Consider the following 12,025-nt stretch of genomic DNA (forward strand, 5'->3'; position numbering starts at 1 on the left):
TAGCCAAACTACATTTTCTTTTTTCTTTGTTTTTGTTCGCTGTATTCTTCTAGCCATTGCGCTACATTCGTTGCATGATGGCGCACCGTATTATTTTTAATGCGGGCGATTTCCTTTTGAATCACTTCAATACCCATTTGCTCAATGCGTTCCACATCTACTTCCACAGGCTCTGCACATTCAGCCTGATAACTATCAATCACTTCTTGTGGCATCGCAAAATTATTAACAAGTGCTTTTTGAATAAATGGTGCTTTCATGTGTGCATGGATCGCTTCAATATGGTCTGCTGCACTATAATTTAGCGTTTCACCCTTTTGCGTCATCAAATTGCAAATATATATTTTCTCCGCCTTTGAGCGAATAACGGCGGTGCCTAATTCTTCTACTAACAAATTCGGGATAATGCTCGTATATAAGCTTCCTGGGCCAATTAAAATATAGTCTGCACTATGTATCGCACGAATTGCTGCTGGCAATGGTGTTACATCTTGGGGCGATAAAAATACGCGCTTTACTGCTGCCTCTGCATGTGGAATGCGCGATTCGCCTTCAATATATGTTCCATCTACTAGCTCGGCATGCAATGTTATTTTTTTATTAGAAGCAGGTAATACTTTGCCATGTACATTTAATACTTTGCTCATTTCTGCGATAGCATGGCTAAAGTCACCTGTAATATCCGTCAATGCTGTTAGCATTAAATTCCCTAATGAATGTCCACTTAAATCCTCCGAATGAGCGAAACGATATTGAAACATTTGTTCAACGAGCGGCTCCACATCAGAAAGTGCAGCAATGACATTACGTATATCGCCTGGTGGCGGAATATCGTAATCATCGCGAAGGCGCCCTGAAGACCCGCCATCATCGGCTACCGTTACGATAGCCGTGATATCGAAGGGCTTCTTTTTTAGCCCTCGTATAACGGTAGAAAGCCCTGTGCCCCCACCGATGACTACGATTTTTTTATTGTGTTTTTCCATCTCATCAAGCCTTTCTATGTTTAATATCTCGATGTGTCACGACAGTATGCTCTATTTGGCTAAGCAGCTTTCCGAAATATTCAGCTAATGTCACAGAGCGATGCTGCCCACCTGTACAACCAAAGGCTATGACGAGCTGTGATTTCCCCTCTTTTTTATAAAGAGGCACCATAAATTGAAGTAAATCTGTTAGTTTAGCAATTAACTGCTGTGTCTCCTCTGTTGCTAAAACGTAAGAGGAAACTTCTGTTTGCAAGCCTGTCTTTTGACGTAGCTCCTCCACATAATATGGATTTTTCAAAAAGCGTACATCAAATACTAAATCTGCATCGATTGGCATACCGTGCTTAAAGCCAAAGGACATAACGTTCACTGAAAAAATTGGCTTATTTGAATGTGCAAATTTGCTCGTAATCATTTCGCGTAGCTCTCTAGGCTTCAGCTTGGATGTATTAATAACGGTTTTTGCCTGGCTTTTAATTTCCGCAAGCAATTGGCGCTCTAATTTAATGCCGTCTAGCAATAAGCCTGCTGGCGCTAAAGGGTGTGAGCGACGTGTTTCTTTATAGCGTCTCACTAAGGTTTCATCATCAGCATCTAAAAATAAAATATTGCCTTGAGTCTCCTCTTGATTTGCCAGCTCCTTTAACACCTCTGGTACCGACTCAAAAAATTGATGTCCGCGCAAGTCCATCACAACAGCAATGCGTGAAATTTTTCGCTCTGAATCACGCATTAAGGCTAAAAATGTCGTAAGTAGCTCTGGCGGGATATTATCGACACAATAAAAACCTAAATCCTCAAAGCTTTGCACTGCCACCGTCTTTCCAGCACCTGACATTCCTGAAATAATTACTAGCTCTTGTGCATATACTTGGTTTTCCATAATCGATAGTTCTCCCTTCACTTATTATTCCTGTGAATTTTGTATTGTTTCTTTTAAAAGCTCAAATTGCTCTGTATATTCAAAAGTACCATATTGCATCCCTTGTTGTGATGCAACAAACAATAAATTTGTTCGATCCCCTTCAGCCATTGGTAAATGATGTAATTGCTCAATATCAAACCAACCGAGCACACCTTCCTTTGTTTCCTTATAAGGAACACCTGCAATACCATGTGCGACAAATGTATAAAGCATCCACTCATTGACGATTTCTTGGTCTCGCTTAATAACCATCGTATAAACACCTTTTAAATGAACATTTTGCGGCGTTGTATTTGTCTCTTCTTGAAATTCGCGAATTGCTGCATCATAAATGGATTCACCGCTCTCCATTTTTCCACCTGGTGCTACATACCAACCGCGCCTCGGCTTTTGTAATAATAATATTTTTCCATCCTGTATTGCTAATAAATTGGCGATTCTTTGCATATTTCTCACCTCTAATTGAATTGCTATTTTTCATTATACATTGCTTGCGACATTTTAAGCACAAAAAAGAGGTTGCTTCTGCAAATAAGCAGAAACAACCTAAAAAATTTCAAAAAGGGAGATTCACTAATACATTTAGTATACCCTTTTATTGTTGCAAGAAAGTTACAGCATTATTAAAGTTCAATTAAAGATTATGCTTTTCCTTTAATTCTTCAACAAAATGCTGTGCGGATTGTGCAGCAATACTGCCATCACCAGTCGCTGTTACGATTTGACGTAGCATTTTATCACGCACATCTCCAGCTGCAAAAATACCTGGTACAGCTGTCTCCATCTTTTCATTCGTTACAACATAGCCTGCTTCGTTTAAAATATTTAAATGTGCAAAAGGTGCAGTTAGTGGAACCATTCCTACATAAACGAATACACCGTCTGTTTTTACTTCTGTTTCCGTGCCATCAACTGTAGATATTAATGTTACACTACCTACTTTACCATTCTCTTCATTCACTTCTTTTACTGTTGCATTCCAAATGAAATCTACTTTTTCATTGGCAAATGCGCGATCTTGAAGAATTTTTTGTGCACGTAGTTTATCGCGACGGTGAACAATCGTTACTTTATCTGCAAAGCGCGTTAAATAGACGCCTTCTTCAACAGCAGAGTCTCCTCCACCGACAACGATTAAATTCTTTTGTTTAAAGAATGCTCCATCACATACCGCACAATAGCTTACACCGCGACCGCCAAGCTCTTGTTCGCCAGGCACACCCATCTTTTTATATTCTGCACCTGTTGAAATAATAATGGCGCGTGTTTTATATTCTTTTTTACCAGAAACAATCGTTTTATATTGTTCTCCGTCAATGATTTCTGATACATCACCATAAGCGTATTCAGCACCGAATTTTTTGGCATGCTCAAACATTTTTGTCGATAATTCTGGGCCTAAAATATGATCAAAGCCTGGATAGTTTTCAACCTCTTCTGTATTTGCCATTTGACCGCCTGGAATACCGCGCTCAATCATCAGCGTAGCTAAATTGGCACGAGATGCATAAACCGCAGCTGTCATACCTGCTGGACCAGCACCAATAATTACTACATCGTAAATTTTTTCCTCTGTCATAAAAAATCCTCCTTAAAGCTCAACTACACTGCCCTCATCGTATACAATTCAAAAGCTAGTTTCAAATAAAATGCCTATTCAGCCTTTGTTGGTACGAATGTTAATAACTCATTCATATACTTCGTTAATGTTGCTACACCTACACAATAATTTTCAGCACATTGCTTTTTTGTTATATTTTCGCCAAGTGCCGATTGCAGCATATAATCAATCGCTGCTGCAATCGCCACAGGATTTTTAAAGGCATAATTTGCACGTAAAGCAATTTCTCCAATGGAAAACCATAGCTGTAATGCTGAAGCCGCTGTAAAGCTTAGGTCACCATGTACAGCAAACAATTTTTCAGCTACTTGTAGAAAACGAACAAAGCTCTTTTCAGATGCTGTTTCCATTTGAAATTCATGCCCAAGTGCGTAAGCTAAGCAAAGCTTTTCTACTTCATTATATTGCTCAATATCAATCCATTTAGGGTGTGCAACAATTTCCTGCTTATGTGGTGAATGTTTTAGCATAAAAAAGCCAAATAAACGGTCTGATGTGTAACTACTATTAATTTTCTCAATAATTAATTCACGATTTTTTTCTAATGAATGCTCCTCTGTAGCAAGCGATTGCGTATGCCACGGCTCCAGCCCTTCCTTTGAAGGGTCTAAAGCAAGCAATGCTTGCCATGCAGCTTTTGCTATATCCTCCTGCTTCGAAAAATACGCAGACTGTGCTAGCCAATAATAAAAGCCTGGATCGCCTTCATATCCTCGTTTATGCATGGAACGTAGCCATTTATAAGCCGTTTCATACTCGCCAATTAACGCTAACGTAGCGCCAAGCTTATAGCGATTTTCCCACTCATAAGGCTGGATTTTTTTCAATAATGCCATCAGCCCTTTAAGCTCCTCCTCTTGTCGCTCGTAATAAGCAAAAACAGCTAAATTACAAAGCGCATGGAGGTTGCCATGATTTTCTCGCAAAACATGCTTTAATAAGGCGTGTGCCTGCTCCGCTTCACCAATATAAAAGTAAGCAAGCGATAAATTATTATAAGCTGGCCATGCATCAGGAAATTTTTCGATTAACTGCTCTAGCACCTCAATCGCTTTTTGAAAATCCCCCTGCTCCATAAAGCGGCGTGCCTTCTCCTGCCCGATTAATTTTTCCGCATCCTGCTCATCGACATCCTCTGCAATGTTTTCCTCATATTCTACGAAATCTAAAATTTCATATGCATCAAGCGCATATATACCATCTGGCTCCTGCGCTAAATATTGCTCCGCATATTTTTTAGCATCGCGCATTAAGCCTAAACAGCCTGAAACATCCGCTAGCAAAAAAACAATTTCTGAATTGCTTGGCTCTAAGCTATATGCCGTATGAATCAATTCATATGCATGCTCATAGTTTTGAGCCTCTATTTCTAATAGTCCATACTGTGTTAGCACTCTTACATCATCTGGACTTAATTCTTCTGCGCGCTTTAAATATTTATAAGCTTTATCAATTTGCTCCTTTTCAAGTGCCTTTATTGCTTTCTCGTAATAATAATCACCTGTCGGTAAAAAGGAGACAATCTTTTCTTTTTGGTGTTCTTTATTTTCCAACAATATTTCCTCCGAAACAAGAATAGAGGGCTGCCTGAAAAGATAGCATCTTTTTAGACAGCCTTAACCTATATACTAAATATTTGCATTCGTCGCAAAGGGCACGTCTCAAAATGACTTTTCAGACGCGCCCTTTGCCAACAGCCTAAATACATTTGACAGTCCTATATAACTTCATATTATTATAGCACAAACAATGCATTAGTCATGCGAACATACTTAAAAAATTCCTCAACACACTTTAATTTTAAATTAATATATAAAAAACTATAGGAAAAGCATGTAACAACACACCTTTCCTATAGCTTATTTTTTCTGATGCCTTTCCTCTAACACCTTTAATACTTCGTAAATGTCGACCTTTTGCTCCTGTAATAAAACGAGCAAATGATACATTAAATCGGCTGCTTCCCATTTTACTTCCTCCGCATCACGATTTTTTGCACCGATGACGACTTCCATCGCTTCCTCACCGATTTTTTTACCGATTTTATCGATGCCTTTATCGAATAAATACGTTGTATAGGCGCCTTCTGGCATTTGTTGCTCTCGCTCTTTAATTAACTCGCTTAATTTCGATAGAATGCTGACAGAGCCAACATCCTCATTGCGTACAAGCTGCTCTGTAAAGCAAGAGGTTGTACCGTTATGGCATGCTGGACCTGCTGGCAATACTTCGACAACTAAAGCATCGCGGTCGCAGTCTGTCGTAATGGCAACGACTTGCTGTGTGTTACCGCTCGTTGCCCCTTTATGCCATAATTCATTACGAGAGCGTGAAAAGAACCATGTTTCATTTGTTTCCATTGTTTTCGCTAAAGATTCCTCATTCATATAAGCAACTGTCAATACTTCCTTCGTTTTTGCATCTTGCACAACAGCCGTTATTAAACCTTGTTCATTAAATTTCACATCTATCATCGCACACAAACTCCTTTATCACGTAAATACGCTTTAATCGCTGTTACGCTCGTTTCTTTATAGTGGAAAATGGAAGCAGCTAGTGCAGCATCTGCGTCTTGTAACACCTCGGCAAAATGCTCAGCATTCCCTGCTCCTCCACTTGCAATAACAGGCACTGTTACCGCATCGCGAATCGCCTTTGTTAAGGCAACATCAAAGCCTGATTTTTCCCCATCTCGATCCATGCTCGTTAATAAAATTTCACCAGCACCTAAACGTACTGCCTCCTGTGCCCAGTCAATTGCTTGCCAAGCTGTTTTATTGCGACCCCCATGCGTATAGACCATCCATGTGCCATCCTCCTCACAAAAATGGGCATCAATCGCCACAACGATACATTGTGAGCCGAAATAATCAGCACCTTCTTGAATTAGCTTCGGTCGCTCCAATGCGGAAGTATTAATCGATACTTTATCCGCACCTGCTCTCAATATGCGCTTCATATCGTCCAATGTGCGAATGCCACCGCCAACTGTAAACGGAATCGCTAACGTCGCTGCTGTTTGACGGACAACATCCTCCATCGTTGCACGCCCTTCCACAGAGGCTGAAATATCTAAAAAAACAAGCTCATCGGCACCTTGCTCGTCATAAAATGTTGCAAGCTCTACAGGATCACCCGCATCGCGTAATGACTCAAACTGAATCCCTTTGACAACGCGTCCATCCTTAACGTCTAAGCACGGAATAATACGTTTCGTTAACATTACTTCACACCTTCCAGCCACTGCTTTAATAACGATAAGCCAAATTGACCTGATTTCTCAGGGTGGAATTGCATACCTGTAAAATTATTTTTCGCTACAATTCCTGGTACTTGCACACCTTCATAATCTGCAAATGCGACAAGCTCCTCCCGCTTTAAGTCGCTTGCAAAAAAGGAATGCACAAAATAAACGAAGCGCTCATCCTGTAATGCTAGTAACCAAGTTGGTATTTGTGCAAACTGCAAATTATTCCAGCCCATATGTGGAATGCGTGGTATATTCGTAAACTTTGTAATGCGTCCCGAAAAAATGCCAAGTCCCTTTGTATAGGTCACTTCATCGCTTTCTTCAAATAAAAGCTGCATACCAAGGCAAATGCCAAGTAGCGGCTTTGTTGTTGACTGAATATATGAAGCAAGCCCTGCGTCATGCAGCCGCTTCATCGCATCTGGAAATGCACCAACCCCTGGTAAAATAAGGGCATCCATTGCATTTAGCTGCTCTCGCTCTGCTGTGACAACAACCTCCGTGTCTAAACGCTTTAACGCTTGCTCCACGCTAAATAAGTTGCCCATGCCATAATCAATGATACCTATTTTCACGTTAACAGCCCCTTCGTTGACGGCACACCTTTTACGCGTGGGTCAATTTGCACTGCATCATCAAGCGCTCTCGCTAATGCCTTGAAAATCGCCTCGATAATATGATGTGTATTATGTCCATACGGCACGATGACATGGATATTCATACGCGCCTCTAATGCAAACTTCCATAAAAATTCATGTACTAGCTCCGTATCAAATGTGCCTACTTTTTCTGTTAATGTTGGCGTGACGCGATATTCTAAATGCGGGCGGTTTGAGCAATCGATGACAACTTGCGCCAACGCATCATCCATTGGTACAAAAGCATTGCCATAGCGCCTAATGCCTTTTTTATCGCCTAATGCCTCACGCACTACTTGCCCTAAAACGATACCAATATCCTCTGTCGTATGATGTGCATCAATATGCGTATCGCCATCTGCGATAATTTTACCGTCAAATAAACCATGCTTTATAAATAAGTCGAGCATATGGTCCATAAAAGGTACGCCTGTCTCAATTTGTGCCTGCCCTTCTCCGTCCAAATTTAGCTCTACTGCAATTTTCGTTTCATTTGTGTTGCGTTCTATTTTCGCGTATCGCATCTATACCTCTCCTTTTTTCCAGCCGCGCGCCTCAACTGCTCTAGCATGTCCTTCTAAGCCTTCTAATCTTGCTAAACGCGCAATTTTTGGCATGTTTTGCTGCCATGTTTTCTCACTATAATAAACAACGCTTGTGCGCTTAATAAAATCATCTACATTCAAGCCGCTCGCAAAGCGGGCTGTGCTATTTGTTGGCAAGACATGATTTGTCCCTGCAAAATAATCACCGACAGGCTCTGAGCTGTAACGCCCGATAAAAATAGCACCCGCATGCGTAATTTTTTGTGCATCTGCCTCTGCATCGACCGTTATAATTTCTAAATGCTCAGGTGCTAAAGAATTCACTGCGGCAATCGCCATTTCCATTGTTTCGGCTAGATAAATTTGACCGAAGCGCTCAATCGCTTGTCGTGCAATCGCTTCTCTTGGTAATATTGCAAGCTGACGCTCCACTTCCTCCGCAACTTCCTCAGCAAGCGATTCACATGTTGTAATTAAAATTGCACATGCTAACGCATCATGCTCTGCTTGTGATAATAAGTCAGCCGCCACTTCATCTGCATAGGCTGTTTCATCTGCTAAAATCGCAATCTCACTTGGTCCTGCAATCATATCGATTGCCACTTCGCCAAACACTTCACGCTTTGCTAATGCCACATAAATATTGCCTGGCCCTGTAATTTTATCAACAGGGGCAATTGTTTCAGTACCATAAGCTAATGCAGCAATCGCCTGCGCACCACCAATTTTATATATTTCCGTTACCCCTAAAATATGTGCTGCAACAAGCACTGCGTCTGGCAATTTGCCATTTTTACTAGCAGGGGATGTAATAACGATGCGCTTTACTCCCGCAACCTGTGCTGGAATAACATTCATTAAGACCGATGATGGGTATGCCGCTGACCCTCCTGGCACATATAGTCCTACTGCATCTAACGGGATAATGCGCTGTGCTAAATAGGAGCCATCTGCTAAAGGTAACTTATAACCTGTGCGATGTTGCTGTTCATGATAAAGGCGAATATTTGCTGCTGCTTCCGTTAAATCCTGCAACAACACTTGGTCAAAGTTAGCAACGGCTTCCTCTATTTCTTCCTGCAAAACACGGAAATCAGTCAAGGTGACACCATCCCATTTTTCGCTATATGTACGAATGGCCATATCGCCTTGTGCCTTGACGTTTGCAAGCACCTCACGCACGACAGCTAGTTGCTGTTCATTGCCCCCCTCTAATGGGCGCTTTAATGAAATATTGTTTGTTAATGTTGTAATTTGCATATATTAGCCCTTCTTCCTAGTCAACGCATTTTCTTAAACGACTTACTAATTCTTGAATGCGTGCGCTTTTCAAACGATAACTTACAGGATTTGCGATTAAACGTGATGACACATCCGCGATATGCTCATATTCCACAAGCCCGTTTTCTTTTAATGTGCGTCCTGTTGATACAATATCAACGATGCGATCCGCTAATCCAATCATCGGTGCCAGCTCAATCGAACCATTTAATTCGATAATTTCAACCTGCTCACCAATTTCCTTATAATACTTCGTCGCAATATGCGGATACTTTGTTGCTATGCGAGGTGCTACTTCATTCATCGTTGTATCAGGCAACCCTGCCGAGGCAATATAGCAGGCGCTGATTTTTAAATCAAGCAGCTCATGCACCGTGCGTTGTTGCTCTAATAAAACATCTTTTCCTGCAATGCCTATATCTGCAACACCATGCTCTACATAAACAGGCACATCCATCGGCTTCGCTAAAATAAAGCGAATATTTTCCTCTGGAATTTCAATCATCAGCCTGCGTGTTTCTTCCATTTCATCGGGCAACCTGAAGCCTGCATTTTCTAATATTTTGCATGCCTCCGTAAAAATACGTCCTTTCGGCATCGCAATTGTTAGCTCTGTCATCGCTGCCCCTCCTCTTGCACATAAACAACCTCATTAAATTCCTTCTGATATGCAGCAATGTCTATTAAACTTTCAATCGCTTGCATTGTCACACGACGACCATCTGCACGTAAATCTGCTGCGTATTGCAACGCCTCATGATACAAAGCTGACTCAAATAACAGCAAAGTTGTTGTGAATGTCGCATCGCTTGCAGGCACAACCTCTAATAAGCGGTCAACACGTAAACCAAAGCCTGTCGCACCAACCTCTGATCCAAAATGCGCTAAAAGTCCATCGTAGCGTCCACCATTGCCAAGCGGGAAGCCACTGCCTACTGCAAATACTTCAAACAGCATACCCGTGTAATAATTCATATGGCTTGTAATCGTAAAATCAAACGTAATATAGTCCATTAAATTTGCTTGCTTTAACAATTGTTCCAACTCAAACATATACGTTAATTCATTTTGATTGACTACATATTTCTCTATATTTAGAACGGTTTTTATGTTCATTGCTTCTTCAATAAATTGCAATAAAATCTCGCTTTTTTCCGTTGGTAAAGCAAAGGATTTAACCGCCTCTTCAAAGCCAACATAGTTGCGCTCCACCAATAATTTGCGCAGTTGATTCATTTGCTCCTCAGTTGCTGTATATTGCTGCAAAATTGCCTGTAATACACGCGCATGTCCAATCGTAATCGTAAAAGTTTGAATGCCTAACTGCTGAAGCAATTGAATCGCTGTTATAATAACTTCCGCATCTGCGAAAACAGAGGAATCACCAATTAATTCAATGCCCATCTGTTCAAATTCTGCTGGACGTCCACCCTCTGTTTGCTGTGCACGAAAAACACTTGCAAAGTATGCAAGGCGCTGTGGAATTTTTTCCTTTAATAATTTTGCCGTTGCAATGCGTGCAATCGGGGTCGTCATATCAGGACGAAGAACAAGAAGATTTCCTTGATTATCCACCAGTTTGAATAGAGCAGCGTCATCAATAGCAGACGCCTTCCCTACTGTGTCGTAATATTCCACTGATGGTGTTTTTATAAAATCGTAGCCTCGAGCGTATAAAAAATGACGCCCCTGTGCTCGAATGGCTTCTAGTTTTTCATATGTTTGCGGGAATGTATCACGCATCCCAAGTGGTTTTTCAAATAATTTAATCGTAGACATTGCTATGCACCTCAATACACTTTAATTCACTAGTGTGATAGTATAATAAAGTGAATATGTTGTCAAGCTTCTGACTAGATTGCATCTACGTTGGCATAACATGGTATTTAATTGAAACCTTTGAAATTTTCTATATTGGCGGGTTTTGTTTTATTTGCGGATTTTATGATTTATTTGCGGGTTTCTCAGTTTATTTGCGCTTTCCGTGATTTATTTGCGAGTTGCTCAGTTTATTTGCGTTTTTTATGATTTATTTGCGGGTTTCTCAGTTTATTTGCGCTTTCCATGATTTATTTGCGAGTTTCTCATTTTATTTGCGCTTTCTATGATTTATTTGCGGGTTTCTCAGTTTATTTGCGCTTTCCATGATTTATTTGCGGGTTTCTCAGTTTATTTGCGCTTTCTATGATTTATTTGCGGGTTTCATGTTTCATCACCATAAAACGCAAACAAGCTGATGAGAGCTTCTTTCTCATCAGCTTGTTATTGCTATTTTTGTCGTGCTGCCATTTCCTCTGCCGTGAAAATAATGCGCATCGGATTTCCCCCTACCATACATCCTGCTGGTACATCTTTATGTACGAGTGTTGCTGCGGAAACAATGGCGCCATCACCAATCTCTATACCTGGCAAAATCGTTGTATTGGCACCAACCATAACATTGCTGCCAATTTTCACATCACCTAAACGATACTCATTTATTAAATATTCATGTGCTAAAATCGTTGTGTTAAAGCCTATAATTGAATTATCTCCAATCGAAATGCGCTCTGGAAACATCGTATCAGGCATGACCATTAGTGCGAGTGATGTTTTTTCGCCAATCTTCATTCGAAGAAATGTGCGATAAATCCAATTTTTCATTGCCATAAATGGTGTAATGCGTCCAATTTGAATAAAAATAAAGCATTTGACGATTTTCCAAAAAGATACCGTTTGATAAACATGCCAAAGTGAATTTGCCCCTTCCACTTTGTAACGCTCTGTTCTTCTCATA

The 12,025-nt window shown here is 40.6% G+C and carries 13 protein-coding genes; all 13 read right to left on the reverse strand.

What is annotated here, in order from left to right; genetic code table 11:
- Nucleotides 1–8: 8 nt before the first annotated feature.
- The 13 genes from M3Z76_RS10560 to M3Z76_RS10620 all read right to left on the reverse strand — a co-directional run bounded on the left by M3Z76_RS10560 (nucleotide 9) and on the right by M3Z76_RS10620 (nucleotide 12,024).
- Nucleotides 9–986 (reverse strand): gluconeogenesis factor YvcK family protein, encoded by a 978-nt coding sequence (locus M3Z76_RS10560; protein ID WP_293926373.1) that lies wholly within the window; start codon nucleotides 984–986, stop codon nucleotides 9–11.
- 4 nt (nucleotides 987–990) lie between these two features.
- On the reverse strand, nucleotides 991–1,872 hold the full coding sequence (gene rapZ / locus M3Z76_RS10565; protein ID WP_293926376.1) for an RNase adapter RapZ: 882 nt from the start codon (nucleotides 1,870–1,872) through the stop codon (nucleotides 991–993).
- A 24-nt stretch (nucleotides 1,873–1,896) separates the two neighbouring features.
- A complete protein-coding gene (locus tag M3Z76_RS10570) occupies nucleotides 1,897–2,361 on the reverse strand; it encodes an NUDIX domain-containing protein (protein WP_293926379.1) in 465 nt (154 codons plus the stop codon).
- Between the two features lie 187 nt (nucleotides 2,362–2,548).
- The gene (trxB, locus tag M3Z76_RS10575) at nucleotides 2,549–3,493 is read right to left on the reverse strand and encodes a thioredoxin-disulfide reductase (RefSeq protein ID WP_293926382.1); all 945 of its coding nucleotides are present in this window, start codon (nucleotides 3,491–3,493) and stop codon (nucleotides 2,549–2,551) included.
- Between the two features lie 74 nt (nucleotides 3,494–3,567).
- Nucleotides 3,568–5,088, reverse strand: a complete 1,521-nt coding sequence (locus M3Z76_RS10580; RefSeq protein WP_293926385.1) for a tetratricopeptide repeat protein — start codon at nucleotides 5,086–5,088, stop codon at nucleotides 3,568–3,570.
- Nucleotides 5,089–5,394: 306 nt separating this feature from the next.
- A complete protein-coding gene (gene hisIE / locus M3Z76_RS10585) occupies nucleotides 5,395–6,009 on the reverse strand; it encodes a bifunctional phosphoribosyl-AMP cyclohydrolase/phosphoribosyl-ATP diphosphatase HisIE (RefSeq protein WP_293926388.1) in 615 nt (204 codons plus the stop codon).
- Nucleotides 6,006–6,758 (reverse strand): imidazole glycerol phosphate synthase subunit HisF, encoded by a 753-nt coding sequence (gene hisF / locus M3Z76_RS10590; protein WP_293926390.1) that lies wholly within the window; start codon nucleotides 6,756–6,758, stop codon nucleotides 6,006–6,008. Before hisF ends, hisIE begins: the two co-directional genes overlap by 4 nt.
- Nucleotides 6,758–7,360: an imidazole glycerol phosphate synthase subunit HisH gene (gene hisH / locus M3Z76_RS10595; protein WP_293926392.1), complete on the reverse strand. Its 603-nt coding sequence runs from the start codon at nucleotides 7,358–7,360 to the stop codon at nucleotides 6,758–6,760. The genes hisF and hisH overlap by 1 nt, the downstream gene beginning before the upstream one ends.
- Nucleotides 7,357–7,947, reverse strand: a complete 591-nt coding sequence (gene hisB, locus M3Z76_RS10600) for an imidazoleglycerol-phosphate dehydratase HisB (RefSeq protein ID WP_293926395.1) — start codon at nucleotides 7,945–7,947, stop codon at nucleotides 7,357–7,359. The genes hisH and hisB overlap by 4 nt, the downstream gene beginning before the upstream one ends.
- A complete protein-coding gene (hisD, locus tag M3Z76_RS10605; protein WP_293926397.1) occupies nucleotides 7,948–9,228 on the reverse strand; it encodes a histidinol dehydrogenase in 1,281 nt (426 codons plus the stop codon). It lies immediately after the preceding gene.
- Between the two features lie 16 nt (nucleotides 9,229–9,244).
- On the reverse strand, nucleotides 9,245–9,868 hold the full coding sequence (gene hisG, locus M3Z76_RS10610; RefSeq protein ID WP_293926399.1) for an ATP phosphoribosyltransferase: 624 nt from the start codon (nucleotides 9,866–9,868) through the stop codon (nucleotides 9,245–9,247).
- A complete protein-coding gene (locus M3Z76_RS10615) occupies nucleotides 9,865–11,028 on the reverse strand; it encodes an ATP phosphoribosyltransferase regulatory subunit (RefSeq protein WP_293926401.1) in 1,164 nt (387 codons plus the stop codon). Before M3Z76_RS10615 ends, hisG begins: the two co-directional genes overlap by 4 nt.
- Nucleotides 11,029–11,517: 489 nt before the next feature.
- A complete protein-coding gene (locus tag M3Z76_RS10620; protein WP_293926404.1) occupies nucleotides 11,518–12,024 on the reverse strand; it encodes an acyltransferase in 507 nt (168 codons plus the stop codon).
- Between the last annotated feature and the right edge of the window lies 1 nt (nucleotide 12,025).

This window comes from Metasolibacillus sp. (assembly GCF_025291715.1).
In the GTDB taxonomy this organism is placed as follows: Bacteria; Bacillota; Bacilli; order Bacillales_A; family Planococcaceae; genus Metasolibacillus; species Metasolibacillus louembei.

Bases quoted from the DNA above. Each gene is read 5' to 3' on its own strand.
- M3Z76_RS10560 (WP_293926373.1), bottom strand. From the start codon at position 986: ATGGAAAAACACAATAAAAAAATCGTAGTCATCGGTGGGGGCACAGGG.
- rapZ (WP_293926376.1), bottom strand. From the start codon at position 1,872: ATGGAAAACCAAGTATATGCACAAGAGCTAGTAATTATTTCAGGAATG.
- M3Z76_RS10570 (WP_293926379.1), bottom strand. From the start codon at position 2,361: ATGCAAAGAATCGCCAATTTATTAGCAATACAGGATGGAAAAATATTA.
- trxB (WP_293926382.1), bottom strand. From the start codon at position 3,493: ATGACAGAGGAAAAAATTTACGATGTAGTAATTATTGGTGCTGGTCCA.
- hisIE (WP_293926388.1), bottom strand. From the start codon at position 6,009: ATGATAGATGTGAAATTTAATGAACAAGGTTTAATAACGGCTGTTGTG.
- hisF (WP_293926390.1), bottom strand. From the start codon at position 6,758: ATGTTAACGAAACGTATTATTCCGTGCTTAGACGTTAAGGATGGACGC.
- hisB (WP_293926395.1), bottom strand. From the start codon at position 7,947: ATGCGATACGCGAAAATAGAACGCAACACAAATGAAACGAAAATTGCA.
- hisD (WP_293926397.1), bottom strand. From the start codon at position 9,228: ATGCAAATTACAACATTAACAAACAATATTTCATTAAAGCGCCCATTA.
- hisG (WP_293926399.1), bottom strand. From the start codon at position 9,868: ATGACAGAGCTAACAATTGCGATGCCGAAAGGACGTATTTTTACGGAG.
- M3Z76_RS10615 (WP_293926401.1), bottom strand. From the start codon at position 11,028: ATGTCTACGATTAAATTATTTGAAAAACCACTTGGGATGCGTGATACA.
- M3Z76_RS10620 (WP_293926404.1), bottom strand. From the start codon at position 12,024: ATGAGAAGAACAGAGCGTTACAAAGTGGAAGGGGCAAATTCACTTTGG.